Annotated in this window: 20 protein-coding genes and 1 pseudogene; 6 read left to right on the top strand and 15 right to left on the bottom strand. The window is 64.2% G+C overall.

The window, feature by feature from the left end:
• Positions 1 to 43 precede the first annotated feature (43 nt).
• From ACM9HJ_RS27120 to ACM9HJ_RS27110, 3 genes are all read left to right on the top strand, one after another.
• Positions 44 to 592 (top strand): ferritin-like domain-containing protein, encoded by a 549-nt coding sequence (locus ACM9HJ_RS27120; RefSeq protein ID WP_416574920.1) that lies wholly within the window; start codon positions 44 to 46, stop codon positions 590 to 592.
• A gap of 108 nt (positions 593 to 700) precedes the next feature.
• Positions 701 to 1,258 carry an alcohol dehydrogenase catalytic domain-containing protein gene (locus tag ACM9HJ_RS27115; protein ID WP_416574919.1) on the top strand — a complete coding sequence of 186 codons (558 nt, stop codon included), beginning with the start codon at positions 701 to 703 and terminating at the stop codon, positions 1,256 to 1,258.
• Positions 1,225 to 1,374 (top strand): hypothetical protein, encoded by a 150-nt coding sequence (locus ACM9HJ_RS27110; protein ID WP_416574918.1) that lies wholly within the window; start codon positions 1,225 to 1,227, stop codon positions 1,372 to 1,374. Before ACM9HJ_RS27115 ends, ACM9HJ_RS27110 begins: the two co-directional genes overlap by 34 nt.
• A 38-nt stretch (positions 1,375 to 1,412) precedes the next feature.
• Here the strand turns inward: ACM9HJ_RS27110 and ACM9HJ_RS27105 are convergent, their stop codons facing one another.
• Complete coding sequence (locus ACM9HJ_RS27105) at positions 1,413 to 1,973, bottom strand: NUDIX hydrolase (protein ID WP_416574917.1); 561 nt, start codon at positions 1,971 to 1,973, stop codon at positions 1,413 to 1,415.
• Positions 1,963 to 2,394: pseudogene (locus tag ACM9HJ_RS27100) on the bottom strand (TerC family protein). The gene ACM9HJ_RS27105 and the pseudogene ACM9HJ_RS27100 overlap by 11 nt, the downstream one beginning before the upstream one ends.
• A 1,018-nt stretch (positions 2,395 to 3,412) precedes the next feature.
• On the opposite strand from ACM9HJ_RS27100, the gene ACM9HJ_RS27095 reads away from it, so the two are divergent.
• Entirely contained in the window at positions 3,413 to 5,638 is a 2,226-nt protein-coding gene (locus ACM9HJ_RS27095) for a hypothetical protein (protein ID WP_416574916.1), read from the top strand.
• Between the two features lie 360 nt (positions 5,639 to 5,998).
• On the opposite strand, the gene ACM9HJ_RS27090 is transcribed toward ACM9HJ_RS27095, so the two are convergent.
• The 12 genes from ACM9HJ_RS27090 to ACM9HJ_RS27035 form a co-directional block, all read right to left on the bottom strand.
• On the bottom strand, positions 5,999 to 6,310 hold the full coding sequence (locus ACM9HJ_RS27090) for a DUF736 domain-containing protein (RefSeq protein ID WP_416574915.1): 312 nt from the start codon (positions 6,308 to 6,310) through the stop codon (positions 5,999 to 6,001).
• A 3-nt stretch (positions 6,311 to 6,313) separates the two neighbouring features.
• Positions 6,314 to 6,604 carry a DUF2274 domain-containing protein gene (locus tag ACM9HJ_RS27085; protein WP_416574914.1) on the bottom strand — a complete coding sequence of 97 codons (291 nt, stop codon included), beginning with the start codon at positions 6,602 to 6,604 and terminating at the stop codon, positions 6,314 to 6,316.
• Positions 6,605 to 6,607: 3 nt separating this feature from the next.
• The gene (locus ACM9HJ_RS27080) at positions 6,608 to 7,786 is read right to left on the bottom strand and encodes a TrbI/VirB10 family protein (protein ID WP_416574913.1); all 1,179 of its coding nucleotides are present in this window, start codon (positions 7,784 to 7,786) and stop codon (positions 6,608 to 6,610) included.
• A complete protein-coding gene (gene trbG, locus ACM9HJ_RS27075) occupies positions 7,783 to 8,763 on the bottom strand; it encodes a P-type conjugative transfer protein TrbG (protein WP_416574912.1) in 981 nt (326 codons plus the stop codon). Before trbG ends, ACM9HJ_RS27080 begins: the two co-directional genes overlap by 4 nt.
• Positions 8,760 to 9,467, bottom strand: a complete 708-nt coding sequence (trbF, locus tag ACM9HJ_RS27070; protein ID WP_416574911.1) for a conjugal transfer protein TrbF — start codon at positions 9,465 to 9,467, stop codon at positions 8,760 to 8,762. The genes trbG and trbF overlap by 4 nt, the downstream gene beginning before the upstream one ends.
• A 2-nt stretch (positions 9,468 to 9,469) precedes the next feature.
• Entirely contained in the window at positions 9,470 to 10,774 is a 1,305-nt protein-coding gene (gene trbL, locus ACM9HJ_RS27065) for a P-type conjugative transfer protein TrbL (RefSeq protein ID WP_416574910.1), read from the bottom strand.
• Between the two features lie 63 nt (positions 10,775 to 10,837).
• Complete coding sequence (gene trbJ, locus ACM9HJ_RS27060; protein ID WP_416574909.1) at positions 10,838 to 11,536, bottom strand: P-type conjugative transfer protein TrbJ; 699 nt, start codon at positions 11,534 to 11,536, stop codon at positions 10,838 to 10,840.
• On the bottom strand, positions 11,533 to 13,959 hold the full coding sequence (gene trbE / locus ACM9HJ_RS27055) for a conjugal transfer protein TrbE (RefSeq protein ID WP_416574908.1): 2,427 nt from the start codon (positions 13,957 to 13,959) through the stop codon (positions 11,533 to 11,535). The genes trbJ and trbE overlap by 4 nt, the downstream gene beginning before the upstream one ends.
• Positions 13,953 to 14,216: a VirB3 family type IV secretion system protein gene (locus ACM9HJ_RS27050; protein ID WP_416574907.1), complete on the bottom strand. Its 264-nt coding sequence runs from the start codon at positions 14,214 to 14,216 to the stop codon at positions 13,953 to 13,955. Before ACM9HJ_RS27050 ends, trbE begins: the two co-directional genes overlap by 7 nt.
• Positions 14,213 to 14,536 carry a TrbC/VirB2 family protein gene (locus ACM9HJ_RS27045; protein WP_416574906.1) on the bottom strand — a complete coding sequence of 108 codons (324 nt, stop codon included), beginning with the start codon at positions 14,534 to 14,536 and terminating at the stop codon, positions 14,213 to 14,215. The genes ACM9HJ_RS27050 and ACM9HJ_RS27045 overlap by 4 nt, the downstream gene beginning before the upstream one ends.
• Before the next feature lie 14 nt (positions 14,537 to 14,550).
• Positions 14,551 to 15,480, bottom strand: coding sequence for a P-type conjugative transfer ATPase TrbB (gene trbB, locus ACM9HJ_RS27040; RefSeq protein ID WP_416574942.1), 930 nt, complete (start codon positions 15,478 to 15,480; stop codon positions 14,551 to 14,553).
• A 35-nt stretch (positions 15,481 to 15,515) separates the two neighbouring features.
• Positions 15,516 to 15,914: a ribbon-helix-helix protein, CopG family gene (locus tag ACM9HJ_RS27035; protein WP_416574905.1), complete on the bottom strand. Its 399-nt coding sequence runs from the start codon at positions 15,912 to 15,914 to the stop codon at positions 15,516 to 15,518.
• Positions 15,915 to 16,148: 234 nt separating this feature from the next.
• Here ACM9HJ_RS27035 and ACM9HJ_RS27030 point away from each other — a divergent pair, with 234 nt between their 5' ends.
• Positions 16,149 to 16,436, top strand: coding sequence for an HU family DNA-binding protein (locus ACM9HJ_RS27030; protein WP_416574904.1), 288 nt, complete (start codon positions 16,149 to 16,151; stop codon positions 16,434 to 16,436).
• Between the two features lie 54 nt (positions 16,437 to 16,490).
• Here the strand turns inward: ACM9HJ_RS27030 and ACM9HJ_RS27025 are convergent, their stop codons facing one another.
• Positions 16,491 to 18,515 carry a conjugal transfer protein TraG gene (locus ACM9HJ_RS27025; protein WP_416574903.1) on the bottom strand — a complete coding sequence of 675 codons (2,025 nt, stop codon included), beginning with the start codon at positions 18,513 to 18,515 and terminating at the stop codon, positions 16,491 to 16,493.
• A 258-nt stretch (positions 18,516 to 18,773) separates the two neighbouring features.
• Here ACM9HJ_RS27025 and ACM9HJ_RS27020 point away from each other — a divergent pair, with 258 nt between their 5' ends.
• Complete coding sequence (locus ACM9HJ_RS27020; protein WP_416574902.1) at positions 18,774 to 24,398, top strand: DUF3320 domain-containing protein; 5,625 nt, start codon at positions 18,774 to 18,776, stop codon at positions 24,396 to 24,398.
• Positions 24,399 to 24,448 lie beyond the last annotated feature (50 nt).

Here is a 24,448-nt window from a genome sequence, read left to right as displayed (position 1 = left end):
GCAGATTGAGCTTACGAGGGCATGGAATTGCAGGAGCAGGATCGTGGGAATTTACGCTCATAACATCCAAACGCTGGGCGACCTTTTTGTCCACGGGGTGCGCGACATCTTCTATGCGGAGAACGCGATCGCCAAGGCGCTGCCGAGGATGATGGCCAAGGCGACGGACTGGGACCTGAAGCACGTTCTCGAAACGCACCTGCTGGAAACCACGCGCCAGATCAGACGGCTGGAAGAACTATGCACCGTTCACGGCGCGCAGATCCGGATCGTGAAATGCCCGGCCATCGACGGCATCATCAAGGAAAGCAACGATATCACAGCGAACATCGTCGACAAGGAGGTGCTGGACGCCGCGTTGATCGCCGCCGCGCGGGCGATGGAGCACTACCAGATCACGCGCTACGGCGCCCTGACCACATGGGCGCTGCGCCTTGGCCGTCCTGACTGCGCCGCCCCTCTCAAGGAGAACCTGGAGGAGGAGGAGATGGCAGACGACAAGCTCGCGATGCTGGCGCAACGGGTCCTCGACTTGCGTTCCGCCACCGTTTGCCCCCCGTCCCAGGACGAGACGAGAGGATACGGGAAATGATGAAGGCTCCCTTGAAGACCACAGAGGGCACATTCCGCATAGGACAGGTGGAGTTGCCTGCCATACCGGCGCCGAACTTCGTGCGCGCAGGGTGCGGGTTGCCGGCATTTGAGGCACCAACCTCCGGCATTGGAAGAACACGAGCCCAGCCTGGAATGTCACATCATGGGCCTTGAACTGGCCGGTGAGGTGGTGGAGATAGGCGCGGATTTTACCAACGGGCAGCCCGGCGACCGCGTCGTCATCGAGACCGTGATGGGCGACGGCGTCTGCGAGTATTGCCGGATGCAGTGCTATAATGTCTGCGAGCATCTCTACGACGTTCGGACGCGCTATGTCTCACAGGCCTATTGCGAATATGTCGTGGGGCCGGCGGAAAAGTTCTACAAGCTGCCGGATCATCTCAGCTTCGAGCAGGCATTTCTGATCGATACCTTCTCCGTCAGCCTGCACGCCCAGCATCTATCCGGCCTGGGCACCAACAACAGGGTCGCGGTCATCGGCGCCGGGACCATCGGCCTGGCCCAGATGATGCTGGCCCAGGCCAGCGGCGCGGACGTGGTCATCATGAGCGAAATCCAGCTGATCCCCAGCGCCAGCTCGCCATGCACGGCATCTGTCCCGAGCAGGGAATGGTGCTGGACCTCATCGCCAAGGGGCGGCTGAGGGTGGACCGGATGATCACCCACCGCTTCACCCTGGACCAGATCAACGACGCCTTCGACACGGCGCAGCGCAAGCAGGATACGGGCGCGGTATTCGTGGAGATCAATATCGAATGATGATATGACGGTCAGAGCCGATGTCGGCCCGGCACGCGTCACGGCAGCTTGCGCAGCAACGGAACCAGCCCAGGATCGCTTATCAGGTCGGCAGCGTCGCCGACGCCCACCCATCGCCGTTCCCGCTGGTCCATCTCCGGCCATTCATCAAGCACCTCGGTTACCTCCAGCAGGTAGACCGCCACGTCGCACCGGACATTGTCTCCGTCCGGCATCCGCTTCAAGTAGCGGTAAGCCCCGATCGGCAAAGCGGTGATGGTGCCGAGGACGCCGGCCTCCTCGAAGGCTTCGCGGGCGGCCATGGCGCCGGGCGCAAGCTTCTTCTTGGTCCATCCCTTGGGAACGATCCAGCGCCGCGTGTCGCGGGAGGTCACCAGCATCACCTGGGCGCCTTTCTCGGCCACCCGGAAGGGAACGGCGGCGCATTGACTTCTCCGGACCTTGGGCATGATGGGCTTCCGCGGTGCGGTGGCAATCATGTGGAACGCTCCGGCTGCCTGGAAGTTCCCTGGCGCCAGCTTGACAAGCCCGGACACCGGACTTCTGCTGAACAGCGTGCCGATGCCGACGGCGGGATCGACCCAGCCGTCATGGATCATCTTGACCGCGATATAAATAGGCGATCCAACGGTAGCGCGAGATGACCTTGGCAATGATGTTCGCCGCCGTGCCCATCAGCGCGACCGCAAACACCAGTCCGACGATGAGGATGCCCGGATGCTCGCGCGCAGCACCCGCCACCGCCAGGACATTGCCCAGGCTCATCGAAACATCGGCCACCGCCCAGACGGCATCGGCGAAGCTTTCGCCGGCTTCATCCCAGGGAAGCTCCTGGACATCGACATCCGGTACCCCGGCCGCCTAACGGCTTTCCCGCAGTTCGCGCCACATCTTCCAGGCGACCCACGTCAGCAACAGGCCACCGACGAAGATCAGGCCGACGATCTGCATCAATTCGGTGACCAGCAGCGCGAACCCGATGCGCAGCACCAGCGCCGCCAGAACCCCGATCAGGATCACTCTATGGCGTTGTCAGGTGGGCAGACCGGCGGCCAGCGCCCCGATGACGATCACGTTGTCGCTGGCAAACATCACGCCGGCGCGCCATGGAGGCTGGCATGGACCTAATGTATCGGCATCGTGCGGGTCTGGACATCCACAAGGACACCGTGGTGGCCTGCGCCGCCGTACCCGGTCGTAATAGGATTGGACATGCAGATCCGGCCCCCGGCGCCAGCGAATGCGCCCATCTTGCCAAGAGATAGCGGTGCACCACCTCGCCGCCGACGTCCGTATCATGGTGGAAGGCGCCGCCCTGCAACGTGACTCGTCCCGCTCCCGTCCCAATCCGCGCGGAACCCGGCTTGGCGTCCTTCCCAACCGTCGTTGCCGGCGGCGGCATCTGGCGGCGGGCGAGCATCGTCATGATCATACGCGATGCCGTAGACCCGCCAAGTGAGATTAGGGGAGAGCCCCCCGCCGTGGCACAGAGTGGCGGCGCGGTGGTCGAGTCCAAGACGCAACTGCACCAAGGTGGATTGGTGTCGCGGGAATGGCGACTGGTGATGTTGACGACGCCATTGACCGCGTTGGCCCCCACAGCGTGCCGGCGGGCCCGCTGATCACCTCGACATGGTCGATATCGTCCAGCGGCATCGCCTGCTTATCCCAAAATGACGCAGGCATGGAACGGTGTATAGACGCTGCGGCCGTCCACCAGGACAAGCAGCTTGTTGGCCGTCTCCAATCTTGCCGGCCAACCTTACCACCCTCAACAGAGGAACGGCTTCTCCTTTTGGCAAGGGACTGTGCCCGGCGGGCCGGCATTTTGACGTGTCACCGATGGCCGAGCCGGCCACTGTGCCAATGGAAACCCGATGCCAACGCGAACGTACCCTCTACCTCGCGCCAAACCATTTGCGATGGTAGGCGAACACCGCCTCGGTTACTCCGTTGGTTTCCAGGAACCTGTTTCCAGCCGTCCTCGTTACCATTCCAGCCGCATGAGCGCGGGAAATTTCCAAGATTGAGGACGACGATGGCGATTGGCAGCTTGGATACGGCTGTTCCCGGGCTCAGCCCGCATGTGCTGGCCCTGCGGCAAGCCCTAAGGGACGGTGCACTCAAGACCATCACCCGGTTTGCGGTGGGTGATCTCAATGTCGAACTTTGCACAATGGGGGATTCGGTCTGGGCGCTCATCCGGCGCGTGGGCCTGGGCGGCCTTGCCCTGCGCGCCGCCCATCTGACCGGTGAGTTCACCTGCCGGAAGGAAAAGCCGGCACCCCGTGAGGCCGCCCGGCTGACGATTGGCAGCGCGCTGGGGCAGCATGACATCAGCTTCCATGTCGGGGGCAAGGCGCTGGAGCATCTGCGCATGACCGTCCGTCTCACGCCCTCGGCTCCCATGCTCATGCCCTTCATGCCGCGCGATCTTTATCCGCTGGATGCCCATGACGATCCGTTGGGCGCCAGGGGACAGGTGGAGGCGGGCCAGCGTGGGTTGAATGCCGGCCTGCTCTATTTCCGCATCGATGAGCCGGCATTCGGCAATGTCCTTTATTTCCAGAACCTGACCGCGCTCAACCCCTATTTCCGCGCCACCAAGACAAAGCCGGACGGGGCGGTGGGCGGCGTGTGGCCGGAACTGGGATATCTGCTGCCGACACCGCCGCAGAGCGGCACGCCGCCGACCGATCCGCTGCCGGCTGGCGAGGAAGTCACGTTGTCGGATGCCATGCTGGTCTTCCGGCATGCGGTGGCGCTGGACGAGCGCGAGTCCGCGCGCCAGTTCCTGCAGATGCTGGGCGTGGCCTATCGGATGATCGACAAGCCGCCTACCGATTATCGCGATTGGGTGGACCGGTCCGAACGCACCCTGCGCGACCTGGACAAGGCGCCGGAGGCGACGATCAGCCATTACGGCCACCGCTATGTCCATCCCTACACGGGTGCGGAATATCCCGACATCATGGTGCAGATGTCGATCATCGCCGCATTGCATGACTGGGGGAAATGGTGTGGGGAGCCGCATGCACTGGAGGCCGAATTCAAGGCGGGGCTGGGCAAGTTCTACGATCCCAAGCTGAAATCGCTGCGCCGCTACCTGCCCAATGTCGGCGACGATAAGAACGCCGATGCGGTGGACAGCTGGTACCTCTACCACCCGATGCTCAACCTGGGCATCCTGGCGCTGGATGGCGACGCAGACGCTCGCGCGCTGCTGCTGAAGTCGATCGATTTCGGTATCAAGGCGGCCCATCACTTCAAGTATGAATGGCCGGTCCAGTACGACATCAAGGATTTCTCCATCATCACCGCGGTCGCCCCGGCCGACGGCAGGGGGCAGACCGATGTCGGTGGGATTTATGCCTGGGTCATGCTGCAAGCGTTCGAACTGACCGACGACAAGCGCTTCCTGGACGAGGCGCGGGCCGCCATCGACGCCGCCATGGGCCTGCGCTTCAATGTCAATTACCAGGCCAACCTGACGGCCTGGGGGGCCGCCGCCTGCATGCGGCTGTGGCGGGTTACCAACGCCCAGGTCTATCTGGAGCAGAGCTACGTCTATCTCGGCAGCTTCTTCCATAATTGCGAGATCTGGGAAAGCGAGATCGAGCTGGCGGTGCATTACCATAACTTCATGGGCGTTACCTGCCTCCAGGACGCGCCCTATATGGCGATCTACGAGTGTTTCGACAGCTTCGCCGCGTTCCAGCGCTATCTGGATGACAGCGGCCCGGACCTGGAGCCGGCCGCCCGCCTGCTGATCGCAGAATATTGCAAATATGCGCTGGACCGCGCCTGGTACTATTATCCCGACGCGCTGCCGCCCGAGGTGCTGTCGCCCAAGCAGCGCGAGGCCAACGGCCATATCGATCCCAAGCTGTCCTTCCCGCTAGAGGACCTTTATCCCGACGGACAGCCGGCCGGGCAGGTGGGGCAGGAGGTCTATGGCGCCGGTGCCGCCTTCATCTTCGCCACCCGTGCCTTCCGGCATGTCGAGGGCGCACCCTTTCGCCTCTATTGCGACCATTTCATGCGAGCCATGGACCGGACCGGCACCTGCGCGCTGACCATCGTTCTAGATGGCGGGGAGGGGTGTCAGGCGGGCCTGAGCATCGTGTGCCTGAAGCGCCGCAAGTTGGGCACGATCAGCCTATGCGCGGCCGATGGCGAGACCGTCACGCCGCATGCGACCTCCGATGACCGCATCGACTACCGTGTGCCTGCCCAGGGGCGCCTCGTGCTGACATGGGAATGACCCTGAACCGAACCGGGAGACCATTCATGCCATCTACCCTGTCCAACCTGAAGGAAAAGCGGGTGCCGATTAACCGGGGGCGCCGGCGGCCTGGGCCGCCCGGTCCCATCGCGCATGGCGGACGAGGGGGCACGCCCCTCGCCGCTGACTACGGTGAACCTGCACTTCAGCGCGAACACCGGAGAAAGTGGAGGTCTTCACGCGCCCGCTCAAGCATAATTGCCGTGGATAGCAGACGCAGTTGCTGTGAACCGGCACATATACAGTTCAGACTGGCGACGTTCGTCACGGTCCATTGCAGGGTACAGTCGCGCGGGGCGGCAAAGAACCCCGGATAATATCAAGGTAGAAGCACCGCCATCATTGGCGCTTCCAAACGAGCTTCGCTGATGCTTCATTTTCACTGGGAAAGAGGACCGCACTGATGGGCTCGGACAGAGCAGGATCATCAAAGCGCACCCGCAGATAGGAACGTGGCTCCTTAGAATTGGTCTCCGCCTCCCAGGCATCGCCGATCCGGTCATGTCCCAACATCAGGCGATAAGCAGGCGCGCTGTCGTAACCGCAATTGTCGTTGGGAACGAGGCGTACCTTGGCATTGATGGTCAGGGTCCGGATGGTGCCCGTCCAGCCGCCATCCTTGGCCAGGGTGAAGTGACCGATGGTGCTCATGGGTCAAGTCTCCGTTTCATCAATGGACTGTTCCACAGTGCCGCCGCTTTTACGGCTCTGGCGGATTGGCTCCTGGACAGGCGGCAGGTCCGCTTTCCGGGCCTTCACATAGGTCCGGTCGCTATCCAGGAAAGCGTCCAGCATATAGGGAATCAGGTCAGCTATCGGCTCGGCCGTGCCGTAGGTTACCCGATAAAGGGCGGCATAGGACAGCAACCGCTCATGCAGTTCGGGGCTGAGCGACAGGGTGAGCTTCACAGGCGTGCGGTCGGGAAGCTTGGGCAACTTCAACATGAGTCAGCCTCCACGATAGGGGGAGAGGATCACGTCCCGCCGGACGATGACGCGTAACGGCCAACCGGGCCGGACCGTCAGGGTCGGTTGGATGTCGAGATTGCGCTCGACAAGCCGTTGGCCGGCGCGGTCGGCGTTCTGCTGCACGGATTCCCGGACGGCCCGGACCAGTTCGCCCTCCTGCTGCCCGAAGGTCAGTTCCGTGCCGACACCCAGCAGCGTGGCCATGGCGATGCCCTTCAGCAGGCGACCGGTATGGAAATCCATCTGGTCCGACAGGCCTGACCGGCCTTCCGTGTCGCTGGCCGGCAGGTTGTCCAGTTGCAGGGACGAGCCGTCGGGGCGGATCAGGCGCTGCCAGACCAGCAGCGCACGCTCCTGCCCGAAGCTGACCCGGCTGTCATAGGTACCGATGAGACGAGAGCCCTGGGGGATCAGCAGAATCCGTCCCGTGACGCTGTCATGGACATTTTCCGTCACCTGCGCCACGACCGAACCCGGCAGGTCGGAATTGAGGCCCATGACCAGGGCCGCCGCGATGACGCTGCCAGCCATGATCTGGTGGGAAGATGCGGGCTGCTGCTCGGCATAGGGATTGTAGATGCCACCCGCGTCGGGACGGGCCAGGAAATCCAACTTTCGCTGTTGGGCATCGGGCTCGGCAATGCTGTCACCCATGGCCGGGCTGATGGGTGACACCGATGAATTCCGATTTTCCGGTGCGGTAGGCGCCGATTTCGGCTCGCTGGGGAAGAACAGACCGGATTGCCGGGCCTGATTGGCCTGGACCTGCTCCGGGGTCGGCTGATGCATCGGCTCCACGGTCGGCCAGTCCGTTCCCGCACCCTGGCGCCGCTGATGTTCCAGGATGGGCCGACCAAGGTCGCCCGGCAGCGGCGGACCCAGCACCGGCGTGTCGGGCTTGATCTGGCTGTAGTCGGCAGGCAGCCCGGCCAGACCTTCCGGTGTCGGCGGCTTGGTCGGCTGGGCCAATTCCTGGCGTTGGTCGGGCTTGCGGGTCTGATGCTGGAGGGACAGGAAGGTCAGGGTCAGGATGGTGCCGGCGGCAATACCTGTACCGCCGATGATCAATCCCCGCCGGAAACGGATGGCCCGACGGGGTGCTGCCCGCAACTCCAGCTTCTCGGGCGATTGCTTGTCGTCCGCGACCGGGCCGGTCATGACGGCCTCCCATCGGTGCGCTCGATGCGGACGATCTGCTGCGGCTCGCCCCCCAGGCGCAGTTCGGCGGCGGCAAAGAGCCGGTCGATAATGTAATGCCGGCCCCGGACCCGGTAATTGACCAGCTGCGCCTCCCCCTGCGGGCCGATGACAAAGAGCGGCGGTGCCTCGCCCTGATCCAGACGGCGGGGAAACTCGATATAGACCTTGTCCCCGTCATCGAAAGCCCGCAGCGGCCGCCAGGGCGGCGCATCTCCGCTGATCGCGTAACGGAAATGCAGGCTCTCCAGGGACAGGCCGGAAGCGATGGGTTGGGCGGCTTCGGCCTGGCTGCGCTGGTGGCGCAGAGCCAGCAACTGGTCCTGTGGATAGGTCCAGGACAGCGACGCCATGGAGGTCTGTTCGGTGCTTTCCAACAGGAGATGATAGGCACGGCGGTCGGTGGTGATGAAGAGGTTGGTGGTGAGGCTGGCGGCGACGGGCTTGACCAGCACATGCACCCGGCTCGCCTCCCCTGCCCCGCTACTGGTGTCGCCGATAATCCAGCGCACCGTGTCACCGGCAGAGACGGCCACCAGATTCTCACCAGGCTGGAGAGCGATGTCGCTGACCCGCTCGGGGGCGGCATAGAGCCGGTATAGGGCGCCCTCGGTGAAAGGATAGACCTGCATGGCATTGAGATAGCCGGTGCGGGTCGGCTCCAGGGTGGCCGCCTTGTTGGCATCAGTGACACGCTGGGCCGGCGGACGATTGTCGGGCACCACAGCAGCAGACGCCGATGGCAGCGGCTGCAACTGGCCGGGCAACGGCAGCGGGACCGGTTTCTCGATGACCTGGACCGGCGGCGGAACCTCCGCCTCCATCTGGGCCGGATGGAAGGAGCTGCTGTCATATATAATAGTGGATGGCTTCTTGGGCTGGGTAGCGCAGGCAGACAGGAGGCCGGCCAGCAGGGCCGGCAGGATCATCTTGGTCATGGCGTGTTCCTCGGGACGGTGGGGGCATCGAATTCCCGCGACCAGTCGATGGCGGTGATGGTGACACCCAGCGGATTGCGGGCCAGGGCCTCCGGCGTGCGCGGGGGGCGCAGGCTGACGGCCAGGATGGAGGTCCAACGTTCGGTGCGGACCAGACTGCCGCGCTCATAGACCTGCTCGGTCCATTTGACCTGGAAGGACTGATCGGAGGCGCGAACGATGCTGGTCACCTGCACGGTGACGCTGTTGGTGCCAATACGGCCGAACGGGTCGCTGGTCTTGGCATATTCGTTCAGGAACAGGGCGGCACGGTCGGCAACGAAATCATAGGCCGCCAGCCAGTTCTGACGGACCAGCACCGGATCGGTGGAGAGCGAGCGGGTGTTGGTGATGACACGGCCCAGGTAGAAGGCGACCTGGGCGTCGGTGGCCTGATAGGCATCGCTCGCCGGGGCGACCGCACGCGCCTCACCCAGCCGGTCGATCTCCACGACATAGGGAATGATGCGGCTCTGGCCCGACTGCCAGGCCAGAGTGGCGGCCAACCCCATGGCCAATCCCAGACAACCGAACGCCATCAGCCGCCAGTTGCGGGCCTGGACACGGGCACTGCCGATCCGTTCATCCCAGAGCTGGGCCGCCTTCTGGTAGCGCGTCACCGGTTCCGGTGTGCTGCCATAGCGTTGCAGGGTGCGTTTGAACATGGTCAGTCATCCTTCTGGTCGAGGGACGGGGTGGCGCTGCCGCCGGAGCGGTCGCCGTCCTTGATGGATTGGGCCGTGACATGGCGGTGGGCCCGGCCAGCCTGTTCGGCGCGGAGCTTGCGCGCCCAGTCCGGGGTGTTGCCGGCGGTGGCGGCGGGTCTGGAGGACGCACTTGCCTCCTCCTCGCTCGGCTCTGGTGCCATCGATTGGTGTGCGGATTTGTAGGCTTCCCGCAGAGGCTCGGCCATCCGATCCGCGGCGCTCCGGGCGGCCCGCATGGTCGCGTTCCCGGTCGCGCGGGCGACACCGCCCATGCCGGATTGACCGGCTGCCTGAGCCGACTGATAGGCGCCGGTCGCTGCACCACTCATGCTGGCGCCGGCCTTCAGGGCTCCCAACCCGGCACTGCCAGCAAGGCGGGCGCCAGCAGCGGCGGCACCACCGGCCAGCAGCAATGTGCCTGCCGCGACGCCGGCCGTGCCCAGGGCCGCCCCGGCACCCAGTTGCGGAGCGCCAGAGACGAGGCCGGCGGCAATCCCCGGCCCGAAAATCCCCAAGCCCAGCAGGGCCAGGGAGGCCAGCACCATGGTCATGGCCTCAGTGATGCCGGGCTCTTGGCCGTTGAGTGCTTCGGTGAATTCCCGGAAGAAACCCGACCCGATGCCGACAATGACCGCCAGCACCATGATCTTGATGCCGGATGAGATGACATGGCCCAGGACTTTCTCGGCTAGGAACGCCGTCTTGCTCCACAGCGCGAAGGGCACCAGCACGAAGCCGGCCAGCGAGGTCAGCTTGAACTCGATCAGCGTGATGAAGAGCTGCACGGCCAGGATGAAGAAGGCGATGACCACGAAGAACCAAGCCAGCAGCAGGATGACCAGGTTGATCGCATTGCCGAGGATCGCCGGGAACCCGATCATGGTCTCCGCCTGCTTCAGCAGCGGGTGCGCCGCCTCATATCCGATGGCGGCCAGTTGGCCGGGATGCAGCAGATCGCTGGCCGAGAGGCCCGATCCGCTGGCTCTCAGCCCCAGTTGCGCGAAGGAGCTGAACACCACCTCGGACAGGGCTTGGAAGTTCCCCAGCACCAGGGCGAAGAAACCGACATAGAGCACCTTGCGAACCAGGCGCGGCATCACGTCATGGTCGCCGTCCAGTGCCCAGAACAGGCCGGCCAGCACCATGTCGATGGTGATGAGGACGCCGGTCAAATAAGCCACGTCGCCGGACAGCAGACCGAAGCCGCTGTCGATATAGCGGACGAAGGTTTCGGTGAAACGGTCGATAATCCCCAGATCGCCCATAATGGTCTTCCCTCTATCTCTCGGTTGTCAGCCGGCGAAGCTCTCGGTGGATGGGGGCGTGGTTCAGCGGCTATAGGCGTGGCCGTCGCCCAGGAAGCGACGGGTGCGCTCGCGGGCCATGGCATTGGCCTCGGCGATGGCGGCCTGGGTCTCGGCATCGGCGCGGTATTGGGCGGCCATCAGGCTTTGCAACTGCATCTGCTGCTTGATGGAAAGGGCCAGCAGCTGGTTGCCCGCCTGCTGGGCCTGCAAGCTGCCGACGGCCCCCTGGCTGCGATCGACCAGATCGGCCAGCAGCGGCGCGTCGGCCTGGATGGACCCGACGATGCCCGACTGGACCCGCATGGTTTGCTGATAGGCCATCCTGGCACTTTGCCATTGCGCCTGGGCCTGCCGGTCCAGCGCGGCGGCATCGTCGACATCGCTGTAGCTGCCCGGATAGGTCCGGCGCCAAGCCACCTCGCTGCCGGCCAGATCGAAACCGATGCCGTCGGCCTGGATCATCAACCCGTCGATACGGGTCAAGGCGCTGGTGATCTGGCCCAGGGAGGAATAGTCCAGACGCTGGAGCTGTCGGGCCATGTTCTGCAACATGGTGGCCTGGTTCTGCAGGCTGCGGATCTGGTTGTTGATCTGCTCCAGGGCACGGGCGGCCTGGAGCACGTTCTGGGCATGGTTGGAGGGATCATAGACGGTGAAGGCCGCCGCAGGGATGTACAGGGTGGCGACCAGCAACGCCGTCGCCAGGAATGCGCGGGTCATGGCACTGCCTCCTCGGGAAAGTCCGCCAGCAGATCGGCCGCCCAGTCCAATCCTCGGGCGTGCAGCCAGTGGGCGGCGAAGGTCCCTTCCCTGCTCTCGGTCTGCACCTTGTCGATCAGCGCCTGGGAGGCCGGATCGGACGCGGCGCAGAAAGCCTTGGCCACCGGTCCGAGGCCCAATTGGAACAGCCGATTGCCCCGCCTTGATTGCAGGTAATAGTCGCGCTTGGGCGTGGCCTGGGCGATCAGGGTGATCTGGCGGTCGTTCAGCCCGAAGGCGGCATAGACCGCCCTGGCCTGGGGTTCGATGGCCCGGTCGTTGGGCAGGAAGATACGCTGCGGGCAGCTTTCGATCAGGGCGGGGGCGATGAGGCTGCCGGCGATGTCGGCCAGGGATTGGGTGGCGAACAGCACCGCCACGTTCCGCTTGCGCAGGACCTTCAGCCATTCGCGGATACGGGCGGCGAAGGCGGGATTGTCGAGATAGACCCAGGCCTCGTCCAGGATCAGCAGGGTGGGCACGCCCGTGAAGCGCTCCTCCAGCCGATGGAAAAGATATGTGAGCACCGGCAGCACTGCACCGGCCCGATGCAGCAGCGCCTCCATCTCGAAACACTGCACGGCCGACAGATCCAACCCATCCTCGGCGGCGTCCAGCAAGGCACCATGAGGTCCTTCCAGCGTATAGGGCTGGAGAGCCGCCTTCAGCGGGTTGGATTGCAGCAGCAGGGACAGACCCGTCAGGGTTCGCTGTTCTGGTGGCGCCCCGGCCAGGCTGTTCAGCGCCGACCAGACCATCTCCTTGATCTCTGGCGTGATGGCGACCTGCTCATGGTCCAGCAGGCCGACGACCCAATCGGCGGCCCAGGCCCGCTGGTCGGCATCATCGATCCGACGCAAGGGCTGGAAGGACAGGTCACCCGCGTGCCCCAGCGCATGGTGCCGTCCACCCATGGCCAGGGTGGTGGCACGGGCTGAATTGCCCTTGTCGAAAATATAGACCTGGGCACCCGCATAGCGGCGGAACTGCATGGCCATCAGGGCCAGCAGCACCGACTTGCCGGCCCCCGTCGGCCCCACCACCAGCATGTGGCCGACATCGCCGACATGGGTGGAGAACCGGAAGGGTGTCGCCCCGGTGGTCTCCGCCTGGAACAGCGGCGGGCCATCGAGATGCCGGTTGCGGGCAGGTCCGGCCCAGGTCGCCGACAGCGGCATCAGATGGACCAGGTTCAGACTGTGAACCAGGGGCTGGCGGACATTGGCATAGAGATGGCCCGGCAGGCTGCCCAGCCAGGCCTCCACGGCGTTGACGCCTTCCCGGATGATGGTGAAGCCCAGCCCGGTGATGGTCCGTTCGACCGCAGCGAGCTTGTCGTCAGCCGCCTGCCGGTTGGTATCCCAGACCGTGACGGTGGCCGTGACATGGCCATAGGCGACATGATCGGCACCCAGCGCCTGCAAGGCCAGATCGACATCGGCCGCCTTGTTGTCGGCATCGCTGTCCAGCAAGGTCGAGGGCTCGTTGGTCACCACCTCCCGCAGCAGGGCGCCGATGGATTTGCGCTTGGCGAACCAGTGGCGCCGCAGCCGGTTCAGGGACCGGGTGGCCTGCTCCTTGTCCAGCGGGATCCAGCGCGTCACCCAGCGATAGGGGAAATCCAGATGGTTCAGCGCGTCCAGCAGGCCGGGCCGCGTCTGATTGGGAAAACCCAGCACCGACAGGGTGCGCAGGTGCCGGTCACCCAACATCGGTTCCAACCCGCCCAGCAGTGGTGTATCGACCAGCACCCCGTCCAGATAGAGCGGCACCGCCGGCACGGCGACGGGATGCCGACGCGTGGAGATGCAGGCATGGAGATGGGTCAGCGTTTCCGCATCATCCAGGTCATGCTGTTCGGGCAGGATGGTTTGCAGCAGACCCGCCAGCCGAAAGAATTCCTGCTGGAACTGCTCCAGTTCCCGCCGCCAGTCGCGCCGCCCGGGTCCCTGGCGACCCTCGTCAACCAGCGCCCGCTGGGCACGGGCCTGGCTGTCCGGCGGCGGCAGGTAAACCACAGTGAGATGGTAAACGCTCTCATAGTGACTGCCCATCTGCGCGAAGGCAGCGCGACGCTCCTGGTCCACCAGCCAGGAAGCGGCGTCGGGAAAGCGGCTGTCTGGATAGCCGGAGACCTCAATCCGCTCCGCCTCGAAGAACAGCGCCCAGCCCGAACCCAGCCGGCGCAGGGCATTGTTGGTGCGGGCGGCCAGGGCGACCAGTTCTGCCTCGGTGGCAGAGTCCAGATCCGGCCCGCGATAGCGCAGGGTGCGTTGGAAGCTGCCATCCTTGTTCAGCACGGTGCCGGGGGCCACCAGGGCGGCCCAGGGCAGATGATCGGCCAGCCGGTCGGGCCGGGGACGGTATTCGGCGAGGTTCAGCATGACCAGCCTCCCGCCTGCCGCAGGTGGCGGGCCAGGATGGCGGCGATGTGCGGATCGCGCCGGCTGACCAGCACGGCCAGGCTATGCCCGCCCAGCGCCAGCAACAGACCCGCCAGCCATTGCTGAAGCCCCAGGCCGATGGCGGCAGCAATGGTGCCGTTGACGATGGCCAATGCCCGCGGCGCCCCACCCAGCCGAATCGGCTCGGTCAGCGCCCGGTGCAGCGGCACGGTGAAACCTTCAGGTGCGTCGCTCATGGCACCAGCGCCCCGCCGCCGAAGGAGAAGAAGGACAGGAAGAAGCTGGAGGCAGCGAAGGCCACCGACAGCCCGAAGACGATCTGGATCAGCCGCCGGAAGCCACCGGAGGTCTCTCCGAAGGCCAGCGTCAGGCCCGTGGTGATGATGATGATCACCGCCACGATCTTGGCGACCGGCCCCTGGACGGAATCCAGGATGCGCTGGAGGGGATCCTCCCAGGGCATACCGGAGCCGGCGGCCTGGGCGGGTGCCGCCAGCAGCAGCGCCACGCAGGCGAAAGCCAGGGAACGCAGATTGGACACGCGGAGCTGTCGCATAATGATTTCTCCTGTCAGAGCTGTTGAAGGTCGGCCGGCCCGAGCGTGACGACGCGGTAGTCGCCTTGGGCATCCAGCCCATCGGTGCAGGCGATGCTGTCCACCAGGCGTTGACCGCCGCGGGACCGGATATGGACGATGAGATCCACCGCCTCGGCGATCAGCCGGCGGGGCACGGTGACCACGGCCTCCTGCGCCAACTGCTCCAGCCGGTAGAGGGCTGCCGTGGCGGAATTGGCATGCAGGGTGGCGATGCCGCCGGAATGGCCGGTGTTCCAGGCCTTGAGCAGGTCCAGGGCCTCCCCGCCCCTCACCTCACCAACGATGATCCGGTCGGGCCGCAGGCGCAGGGTGGAGCGCACCAGGTCGCGCAAGCTGACGACACCCGGCCGGGTGCGCAGGGGGACACAATCGGGGGCGGCGCATTGCAGCTCGCGCGTATCCTCGATCAGTACCAACCGTTCGGTGCTGTCAGCCAATTCGGCCAGCAGGGCATTGGTCAGCGTGGTCTTGCCCGACGCTGTGCCACCGGCCACCAGGATGTTGCGGCGTGCCCGCACAGCACGGCGCAGGGCATCTGCCTGCAAGGGCGACAGGATGCCATCGGCGGCATAATCGCCCAGACGCAGGATGCGGGTTGCTGGTTTGCGGATAGTAAAGCAGGGTCCCGTCACCACAGGCGGCAGCAGGCCCTCGAACCGCTCGCCCGTGGGCAGTTCCGCCGACAGGATGGGCTGGTCGGCATGAACCTCGGCCCCGACATGGGAAGCCACCAACCGGATCAACCGCTCCACCTCGTCGGCCGGCACCATCATGCCGGTAGCGATGATCCCTTCCCCGGCCCGTTCCAGGCGCAGGGCTCCATCGGGATTGACCATCACCTCGGTGACGGCGGGATCGTTCAGGGCATTGGCGATGTCCGGCCCCAGCGCCGTGCGCAGCATGGATTGGCGGCGTTCGTCCGCCTCGCGCCGGGGGCTCAATCTCCACCCTCCCGGCTGGCGGACAGGGTCCGGGACGGGGCCGCCATCTGGCGGCCCACCTGATCGATGAACTTCTGGAACCGCTCCTTGCCCACGGCGTGGGCGGCCCGATCAGGTTCGGGCAGCGGGGCGGTGACGGTCAGCTGGTAACGGACATACAGGGCCAAGCTTTCCAGCAGCACCTGGATATCCCGCTCAATCCGCTCCAACTGCCGCGCTTGCCGGTCCAGCCGGATGCGCAGTGCCTCATCGATGGCTTGGGCGCCCCGTCGGTCGAGATACTGGCGCAAGGCGTCGGCAACGATGCCCGATTTGGACGCACCCGGCTTTGCCGCCAGGGCGTCAAGCTGAGCGCTCAACTCATCATCGAGATAGAGGTGATGGCGGGGTTTCATGGCCCAACTCCAACGTGGAAAGCGCTGGCGCCAAGAGTCGGACAGAGCGGTGGAATCTCTTATGGCCGTTATGTACGATCTGGTGCGACGAGACCCCATCAGGGAAGGACTTCAAGGACTGCTTTGGATTATCCCTGTCCTTCCTGGCCACTGGTCAAGGAACGGCTTTCCAGGTAAATGCCGGAGGACAGCGGTGCCTCGGACGGCGCCGCAGCATGGAAAACAGGATCAGAGATGACGGAAAAGATCAGCAAGGACGACCTGGCCGCAATCGTGGCCGAGGTGACCGGCGGCACCAAGGCCAGCAGCAAGGAAGCTGTGGAGCGTATTCTGGGCGCCATCGCCGCCGGCCTGAAGGACGGCAAGGAAGTCAACTTGGCAGGGTTCGGCAAGTTCACGGCCCAGCAGGTGCCGGAACGCCAGGGCCGCAACCCGCAGACGGGTGCGCCGACCACCATTGCCGCCCAGACCAAGGCCAAGTTCTCCCCGGCCAAGGCGCTCAAGGATGCGTTGAACGGCTGATCTCCAAGGCGATGCCCGTCACTACGGGCATCGCCAGCCTTCTCCCGGCAGCCGTTAGAAACTGGGCAGCAAATCGTCTCGCGATCCTTCATTGATGGCGTGGGCGCGGGCGACATTCGACAGTCGGTCCATGGCCCGCTTGTCAGCCGCCACATCGGTTTCATCGTCACCCGGACCGAACAGATCACCGGTCTCCGGTTCCATGGGCTTGGAGATCGCCTCCTCCGGCAGCCCCGGATGACGCTGTTGCTGCAGGCCACCCTCGGTCATCTCGTTCAGGGCGGCATCCTCATCCTCCCCGGCCAGCCGCTGATCCATCCCCCGCACCTGCCCGCCCCAATCATCCGCCCGGGCCGGCGGCCGGTCGGCATAGGCTGCTTCCGTCAGAACTGGTACGGGCAGCACCCGCTCGGTGAAATTCCGATCCTCGTAATAGCGCAGTTTTTTTGCCCGGATCGGCGCCAGCCCGGACACCAGCACCAGTTCGTCCTTCGGCGGCAATTGCATCACCTCGCCTGGCGTCAGCAGCGGCCGCGCCGTCTCCTGCCGGCTGACCATGACATGGGAAAGCCAGGGGGCCAGCCGGTGGCCGGCATAGTTGCGCTGCGCCCGTAGCTCCGTCGCCGTGCCCAGCGCGTCCGAGATGCGTTTGGCGGTCCGCTCGTCATTGCTGCTGAAGGCGATGCGGACATGGCAATTGTCGAGGATGGCATTATTCTCTCCATAGGCCTTGGAGATCTGGTTCAGGCTCTGGGCGATCAGATAGGCCCGGATGCCGTAGCCCGCCATGAAGGCCAGCGCCGTCTCGAAGAAATCCAGCCGCCCCAGGGCCGGGAACTCGTCCAGCATCATCAGCAACTGGTGCCGCCGCCGCTTGGCGGGATCGCCCTCCAACCGCTCGGTCAGCCGCCGCCCGATCTGGTTCAGTACCAGGCGCACCAGCGGCTTGGTACGGGAGATGTCCGAGGGTGGGATGACGAGATAGAGCGACACGGGCCGCGGCGCGTCCACCAGGTCGGCGATGCGCCAGTCGCAGGCCGATGTCGTGGCCGCCACCGTTGGGTCGCGATAGAGACCCAAAAACGACATGGCCGTGGACAGAACACCCGACCGCTCGTTCTCTGACTTGTTCAGCACCTCCCGCGCCGCCGAGGCGACGACGGGATGGACGATAGGCTTATCGGGCGTCCCCAGATGGTTGGTCGCCATCATCCGGCGCAGCGTATGGGCAAAACTGCGTCGCGGATCGGACAGGAAAGTTGCCACACGGGCCAGGGTCTTCTCCTCCTCGGCATAAAGGATATGCAGGATGGCACCAACCAGCAGGCTGTGACTGGTCTTCTCCCAATGGCTGCGGCGCTCCAGGGCGCCTTCGGGATCGACCAGGATGTCGGCGATGTTCTGCACGTCGCGGACCTCGTCCGGCCCCTTGCGCACCTCCAGCAGTGGATTGTACCGGGCCGACCGCGGGTCGGTGGGATTGAACAGCAGGCAATGGGAGAAGCGTGCCCGCCAGCCAGCCGTCAATTGCCAGTTCTCGCCCTTGATGTCGTGGATGACGGTCGATCCGGTCCAGGACAGCAGCGTCGGCACCACCAGCCCCACGCCCTTGCCCGACCGGGTCGGCGCAAAGGCCATGACGTGTTCCGGCCCATCGTGCCGCAGATACCGCCCCCCCAACCGCCCCAGAAAGACCCCCGCCGGCCGAAACAGCCCCGCCCCCTCCACATCCCGGCTGGTCGCCCAGCGCGAGGAGCCATAGGTGGTGACCATCCGCGTCTGCCGGGCGCGCCACAGCGACCCGACGATGGCAGCGGCACAACCCATGAAACCGCTGGCCCCCGCCAGCATGCCGGCCTTGTCAAAGACATGCGGTGCATAGGCCTCGTACCAGTACCACCACTCAAACAATTGCCAGGGGCGATAGAGGGGCCAACCGGCGATGATGGCCCAGGCGGGCCCGAGCTGTGCCTGATAGCCCAGCATGGCGGCCGCCCATTGCGTGGCGGCCCAAACGCCCAGAATGACGATGGCGAAGACGACCAGGATCTGGCCGATCAGCAGCTTGGTGGGCGTCATAGAAATTGTCCTGCCAAAGCCGAATCCACGGTTGGTTCCCACCACTGTAGGGATTCTGCCGTATAGGTCGGATGGCCCTTATCTACGCTCATATGCAAAAAGCGACTGCGCAGGGCCACTGGCTCGTCCGACAACTCGAAAGCGAAGTGCTGCACCTGCTAGTTCTGGTTAGCCCTTATCGATCTGGTCGTAATCCGTTAGAGTTGAGATCAGCAATCTTCTGCATTCATTTGTATTCAGCCCGTTGGAGTAGAAGGAATGTTGGAAACAGGGACAGCCGGCCCGGAGGGTGAGGAAGGTGGCGAGTTCTGGCCGCTGAAGGAAAAGCTGGAACGTGCCCGTACCGAACTTCTGGACCTGTCCACTCGCAACAGGCTGATCAGCACGCCGCGTGGCACGAAAGCCAAGCAGGTCGAGATCATTGATGAACTCGCCTCGGAAATCTTCCGCCTGCTTGTCAGCGACGGCAAGGCGCTCACCTTCCTTCCGGGCCGCAGGGCAGCAGGTGCTGCTGCCAGCGAAGAGGATGAGGACAGCGATGAAATTTCCGAGCTGGCGCAACCCGATGATGACTCGATTGATGAACGGGGCATGGCGTCGCGCCATAGCGATACAAAGCTGCAGACGCGGCTGACATCAGAGGGCCTGCAAAAACGCCTCCTGGATCTCTACCTGGACGCCAGGACGTTGCAGGAGGAACAGGGCGTCAACATCCTCTACCTCGCCCTTGGCATGCTGAAATGGTTCGAGGATGAGAAATCCGAGAAGGAGCGCTTCGCTCCCCTGATCCTGCTGCCTGTGACGCTGGACCGGGGCTCGGCCGGCGAACGTTTCAAGCTGCGCTGGCTACAAGAGGAACCGGCCGCGAACCTGTCACTGGGCGCCCTGATGAAGCGTCAGTTCGGGCTGGAACTTCCACAATTCACCGAAGGCGACGAAGCGTTCGACCCCGCATCATATTTCGCGCGGGTGGCATCGGCGGTCGCGGGCCAGCCACGCTGGGCCGTGCAGGAGAATAATGTCGTCCTCGGGCTGTTCTCGTTCGCGAAATTCCTCATGTATCGCGACCTGGACCCGGATTTGTGGCCCACAGGCGTCGGCATCGCCGACAGTCCGATCGTATCCGGCCTGCTGGGTGACGGCTTCAAACCCGGCGACGGGATGATCGGCGAGGACGAGCCTGTGGATCCCCATATCGATCCCGAGCATCTGGTCCATGTCGTTGATGCCGACAGCTCGCAGACCATGGCCGTGCATGAGGTGCGCCGGGGCCGCGATATGGTCATCCAAGGCCCACCCGGCACGGGCAAGTCGCAGACCATCGCCAATGTTATCGCGTCCGCCGTTTACGATGGCAAAACGGTGCTGTTCGTGGCGGAGAAGATGGCAGCGCTGGAGGTGGTCAAACGCCGCCTGGATGCCAACGGCATCGGCGATATCTGTCTGGAACTCCACAGCAACAAAGCTAACAAGCGCTATCTGCTGGAGGAACTGCGGCGGACATGGGATCTGGGGCGGCCCAGCGGTACAGAGGATGGCGCGCTGATCCGGCAGCTTCGCCAGAACCGCGACAAGCTGAACGAACATGTGCAGCGCCTGCATCGGCGCCAGCAGCCGTGTGGCCTCAGCCCCTATCAGGTCATCGGCCATCTGGTGCGCTTACGACAGACCAACGAGGGGCCGGCGAAGGCGACGCTGGTCGCACCGGAGACTTGGTCCCGCCCAGAGCGTCAGGAACGGGAGCTGCAACTGAAGGATCTTGCGGGCCGCATCGACGATATCGGCCCGCCTTCACAGCATCCCTGGCGCTGCGCCCATATTCCGGCCATCACGCCCATGGACGTGGAACGGATGGTGGTTCGGCTGCGCGAGCTTCTGGGCGGGTACCAGCAGTTCATCGCGAGCAGCAGCCAGCTCTGCGCATTGCTGGAGATCAGCGCACCCGACAGCCTGCAAGACGTGGAAGGCATCGTCAGCCAGGCCCGGCGGGTCGCAGCAGCGCCAGCGCTCGACCAGACCACGATCACCGACGACGTATGGATCTCACAACAGGCACAGCTCGCCGCACTGGTCGAGAACGGGGAAAAAGTAACGGCATTGCTGGCCCAGTTGGCGACCATCGTCACAGAGGGCGCACGCCATCAAGACGTGGCGGCGGCAGGCGCGCTGCTGAACAAATACCGCGCGGGTTGGCTCATTGCGCGGGAATCCGGCTTTACAGCGGCACGAACCCTCATAGCGACGTTCATTGAGCATCTGACAGGTTTGAAGACAGCTCTGGGATTGCGCTACCCGGCGACGTTGGCATCCGCAAAATTGCTGCTGGGGGTTGTTGAGCGTGTAGCGGCGGCGGTACCGTTCGACCCAGGCGCTATGCTGAATGACGTCTGGAAAAGCCGGGGAGCGGACATCGCCGATCTGGTGGAGGCCGGCCGGGACTATGCGACCCGCAGACAGGAGCTTGACAGCGTCTTCACCTCCGCCGCGTGGGATACCGACGTAAAGGTGGCGCGGCAACACCTGGCGATGCACGCGACCAGCTTCTTCCGGTTCCTGAACGGGGATTTCAAGCGGGCGAAGATGCTCATTTCCTCCATCCTGGCAACGGCCGCCCCGACGCCTGTTGGCGAACAACTGAAGCAGTTGGACAAACTGATCGCCAATCAGAAAGCCCTGGTCCGCCTCTCGTCAGACAACGACCTGGGACGAGCGGCCTTCGGCTCGCTGTGGCGTCGGGAACGCTCGGACTGGTCGGCGCTGGAGAAGATTGTCGCCTGGGCACAGGGCAATGGCGTGGGTGATACCGCCGGTGAGATCCGGCGCATCGCCGCGACGACCAAGCTGCCGATGATCCAGAGCCTTGCGCGCCCGGTGGAACGGGCCGCCGCAGAGCTGAGATCGGCCCTCGGTGAGCTGGCTCCCCGCCTGCAAACGGCGGCGCCTCAGGTATTTCCGGCAGAACCCGTTGATGAGATCGATGTGGAGGCGTTGGCCACCGCCCTTGGTGACCTGGACTTGGCCGCCGGCACCTTGGCCCTCATCTTCGCCCAGCCGCCGCAAGCCCTGGAGGAACAGCGACATGTGCTGAAGCAGTTGGAAACGTTGAAGACCACCGTGGCACTGCTTGAAACGATGGCACAATCCGGAGAGCAATCCCTGGGGCAGAAGGCGTTCGGTACCCGCTGGCACGGGGAAGGCTCCGACTGGACACACCTGCGAAAGATCGTCGAATGGGCCAGAGGCAATGGCGGAGGACCAGCAGCATTGGTCATCCACAGTGCCGTTGGGCGCGGTGTCGATCAACATTTTGCCGGCAGTGCCGCTGATGAACTGGCCGATACAGCACCCACGCTGGTCAGCAACACGGAACAGGAATTCCGCTATCTGTCACTGGATCGGGCGGCGGCATTTGGAACCGAGGAGGTGTCCGGCATCAATCTCGGCTTCCTGGTCCGCCAGATCGATCTCTGGATCGACCGCGCAGAAGACCTGAGCAAATGGACCGCCTATACCGCCAAGGCACGGTTGGCCCGGGACGCCGGTCTGGCTGATCTCGTCGAGCGGCTTGAGGATGGCCGCCTGGATGCGCGCTCCGTCCTGCCGGAGTTCGACAAGTCCTATTACGAAGCACTGTTCAACTGGATGGTCCAGGACGATCCCGAACTGGCGCGGTTCGACGGTGACGGCCATTCCCGCATGGTCGAGGAATTCGGTCGCCTGGATCACAAGCGCATCCACCTCGCCCGCCGGGAGGTCGCCGCGATCCACCACCAGCGCATTCCAAGACAGGAGGGCGGCGCTGGCCCCATCGGTGTACTGAAGGGCGAGATCGTCAAACGCCGCAACCACCTGCCGATCCGGCAGTTGATGAAGAAGGCCGGACCAGCCATCCAGGCACTGAAGCCGGTCTTCATGATGAGCCCGCTTTCCGTGGCCCAATTCCTGGAACCGGGCAGCCTGACCTTCGACATGCTGGTTGTCGACGAGGCATCGCAGATCCAGCCCGTCGATGCCATCGGCGCCATTGCCCGCTGCCGGCAGATCGTCGTCGTTGGCGACGACAAGCAGCTGCCCCCGACCCGCTTCTTCGACAAAATGCTGGCCGGCAATGATAACGACGATGATGAAACGACGACCAAGGTTGCCGACGTCGAGAGCATCCTGGGACTTTGCGTATCCAAGGGGCTGCCGCAGCGGATGTTGCGCTGGCACTACCGCAGCCGGCATCAGTCGCTGATCGCCATCTCGAACCGCGAGTTCTACGAGAACAAGCTCTACATCGTGCCCAGCCCTTACACCGCTGAAGCGGGTATGGGGCTACGGTTCCATTACTTCCCCCATGCGACCTATGACACCGGGGGAACCTCCACCAATGTCGAGGAAGCCAAGGAGGTTGCCAAGGCGATCATCCAGCATGCACGCAGCCATCCCGACCTGTCCCTGGGCGTCGCCACCTTCTCCACGAAGCAGCGGCGTGCCGTGCTGGACGAGGTGGAGCGGCTGCGTCGGCTGAACCCGGATACAGAGCATTTCTTCTCCGCCCACCCGGCCGAGCCGTTCTTCATCAAGAATCTGGAGAACGTGCAGGGTGACGAGCGCGACGTGATCTTCATTTCCGTCGGCTACGGGAAGAATGCCCAGGGCTATATGAGCATGAGCTTCGGCCCCCTGAACCGGGACGGTGGCGAACGTCGCCTGAACGTGCTGATCAGTCGCGCCAAGAGGCGGTGCGAGGTCTTCTCCTCCATCACCGATGAGGATATCGACCTGGAGCGCGCCAAGGGCAAAGGTGTCCTCGCCTTCAAACTGTTTCTGCACTTCGCCCGCACCGGCAATCTCAACCTGGGTCACAAGACCGACCGCGAGCATGACAGCGTGTTCGAGGAACAGGTCGCCAATGCACTGAAGTCTCACGGCTACAATGTGCATGCGCAGGTAGGCCTAGCCGGCTTCTTTATTGATCTGGCCGTGGCCGATTTCGACCGGCCCGGCCGCTATATCCTGGGCATTGAATGCGATGGTGCCGCCTACCACAGTTCACGCTCCGCCCGCGACCGCGACCGGCTGCGCCAATCCGTCCTGGAAGATCACGGCTGGATCATCCACCGCATCTGGAGCACGGACTGGTTCAATAGGCCGCAGCAGCAACTGGCGAAGGTCATCGCCGCCATCGACGCCGCCAAGGAGGAGGTGACCGCCCGTGAAGGGGCCGCTGGTCAGAACGCTCGGGCTGTGCCGATTGAAATCGTGACCGTGGAACGGGAGCACGTCACCGAGATTGGATTGCGGCACGCCAGCGATGCCACCGAGGTGGCCAGTACCGGGACTTCCCTGGCTGTTCCCTATATCCAGGCGACCCTCACCGCACCAGTCGACGTCGAGTTGCATGACGTGGCATCGGGAACGATGGAAAATCTGGTTTCGCAGGTCGTCACCGCCGAAGGCCCGGTCCATCTGGATGAAATTGTCACTCGGCTACGTGAACATTGGGGATTGCAGCGCGCCGGTGGACGCATCCGGCAAGCCGTCGCGCGAGGTGTCGATATCGCGGTCAAATCCGGCCGGATTTCCGCAGAAGGAGATTTCTATACAGTCCCCGACACTGACATCAGCGTGAGAGACAGAAGCGAGACCCAGTCTCCCGGCCTGCGAAAGCCCGAAATGCTTCCCCCGATGGAAATCCAGAAAGCTGTCATCACTTTTGTGGCTGCTCATCTGGGCGCCACGGAGGAAGAAGCCATCACTGGCACATCTCGCTTGTTTGGCTTCAAGGCAACCAGCGCCCAGCTCAAGCAGGTGATCGTAAGCGCAATCAAGGCTGCGGAACAAACTGGCCGTCTGGTTCGGCAGGGCGAGTTGCTGCGTGCTCCCCCAGAGGATTGACTGTCTGAGGTGGTGGTAAGGCGGCTGCATTGCCGCCTGCCCCCTTCTGT

The organism is Niveispirillum sp. KHB5.9, from assembly GCF_048066115.1.
Lineage (GTDB): Bacteria > Pseudomonadota > Alphaproteobacteria > Azospirillales > Azospirillaceae > Niveispirillum.
The sequence above is the reverse complement of the archived record's forward strand: the minus strand, read 5'-3'. Positions and strand labels throughout refer to the sequence as shown.

Excerpts from the sequence above, each read along its gene's own strand:
- trbG (WP_416574912.1), bottom strand. The coding sequence starts at position 8,763 with ATGACCAAGATGATCCTGCCGGCCCTGCTGGCCGGCCTCCTGTCTGCC.
- trbL (WP_416574910.1), bottom strand. The coding sequence starts at position 10,774 with ATGGGCGATCTGGGGATTATCGACCGTTTCACCGAAACCTTCGTCCGC.
- trbE (WP_416574908.1), bottom strand. The coding sequence starts at position 13,959 with ATGCTGAACCTCGCCGAATACCGTCCCCGGCCCGACCGGCTGGCCGAT.
- ACM9HJ_RS27090 (WP_416574915.1), bottom strand. The coding sequence starts at position 6,310 with ATGAGCACCATCGGTCACTTCACCCTGGCCAAGGATGGCGGCTGGACG.
- ACM9HJ_RS27035 (WP_416574905.1), bottom strand. The coding sequence starts at position 15,914 with ATGAAACCCCGCCATCACCTCTATCTCGATGATGAGTTGAGCGCTCAG.
- ACM9HJ_RS27085 (WP_416574914.1), bottom strand. The coding sequence starts at position 6,604 with ATGTTGAAGTTGCCCAAGCTTCCCGACCGCACGCCTGTGAAGCTCACC.
- ACM9HJ_RS27045 (WP_416574906.1), bottom strand. The coding sequence starts at position 14,536 with ATGCGACAGCTCCGCGTGTCCAATCTGCGTTCCCTGGCTTTCGCCTGC.
- ACM9HJ_RS27105 (WP_416574917.1), bottom strand. The coding sequence starts at position 1,973 with ATGATCCATGACGGCTGGGTCGATCCCGCCGTCGGCATCGGCACGCTG.
- ACM9HJ_RS27095 (WP_416574916.1), top strand. The coding sequence starts at position 3,413 with ATGGCGATTGGCAGCTTGGATACGGCTGTTCCCGGGCTCAGCCCGCAT.
- trbJ (WP_416574909.1), bottom strand. The coding sequence starts at position 11,536 with ATGACCCGCGCATTCCTGGCGACGGCGTTGCTGGTCGCCACCCTGTAC.
- ACM9HJ_RS27080 (WP_416574913.1), bottom strand. The coding sequence starts at position 7,786 with ATGACCGGCCCGGTCGCGGACGACAAGCAATCGCCCGAGAAGCTGGAG.
- ACM9HJ_RS27110 (WP_416574918.1), top strand. The coding sequence starts at position 1,225 with ATGGTGCTGGACCTCATCGCCAAGGGGCGGCTGAGGGTGGACCGGATG.
- trbF (WP_416574911.1), bottom strand. The coding sequence starts at position 9,467 with ATGTTCAAACGCACCCTGCAACGCTATGGCAGCACACCGGAACCGGTG.
- ACM9HJ_RS27025 (WP_416574903.1), bottom strand. The coding sequence starts at position 18,515 with ATGACGCCCACCAAGCTGCTGATCGGCCAGATCCTGGTCGTCTTCGCC.
- ACM9HJ_RS27030 (WP_416574904.1), top strand. The coding sequence starts at position 16,149 with ATGACGGAAAAGATCAGCAAGGACGACCTGGCCGCAATCGTGGCCGAG.
- trbB (WP_416574942.1), bottom strand. The coding sequence starts at position 15,480 with ATGCTGCGCACGGCGCTGGGGCCGGACATCGCCAATGCCCTGAACGAT.
- ACM9HJ_RS27050 (WP_416574907.1), bottom strand. The coding sequence starts at position 14,216 with ATGAGCGACGCACCTGAAGGTTTCACCGTGCCGCTGCACCGGGCGCTG.
- ACM9HJ_RS27020 (WP_416574902.1), top strand. The coding sequence starts at position 18,774 with ATGTTGGAAACAGGGACAGCCGGCCCGGAGGGTGAGGAAGGTGGCGAG.